Raw genomic sequence first — 362 nt, 5'->3', positions numbered from 1 at the left:
GCATGCTGAAGCGTTCCTGAAAGACTGGCAGGGCCATCTGGTCTGTGATGATTACAGCGGTTATAAAGCACGCTTTAAATCAGGTCAGGTCATTGAGGTGGGCTGCATGGCGCATGCGCGTCGTAAATTCCATGAACTGCATGTGACCAAAAAAAGTCAGGTCGCTGAACAGGCATTAGTGCTGATTCAGAAACTGTATGCCATAGAAGCAGAACTCAGGAAAAAGACCGATGGTACAGCAGAACAGCGCCGCGAATACCGACAACAGCATAGTCAACCGGTGATGCAACAACTGTATGAATGGCTCAACCAACATCAACTGACTGTGCCATCGAGTTCTCCAACCGCCAAGGCGATCAATT

The 362-nt window shown here is 48.9% G+C and carries 1 protein-coding gene; it reads left to right on the top strand.

Annotation, left to right across the window (positions count from 1 at the left end; genetic code table 11):
• On the top strand, positions 1 to 362 hold a 362-nt coding region (locus tag L6C30_RS14790), incomplete at both ends, for an IS66 family transposase (RefSeq protein WP_236163346.1).

The sequence above is a fragment of the Acinetobacter sp. KAM396 genome (assembly GCF_021602765.1).
GTDB classification, from domain to species: domain Bacteria; phylum Pseudomonadota; class Gammaproteobacteria; order Pseudomonadales; family Moraxellaceae; genus Acinetobacter; species Acinetobacter towneri_A.
The sequence above is the reverse complement of the archived record's forward strand: the minus strand, read 5'-3'. Positions and strand labels throughout refer to the sequence as shown.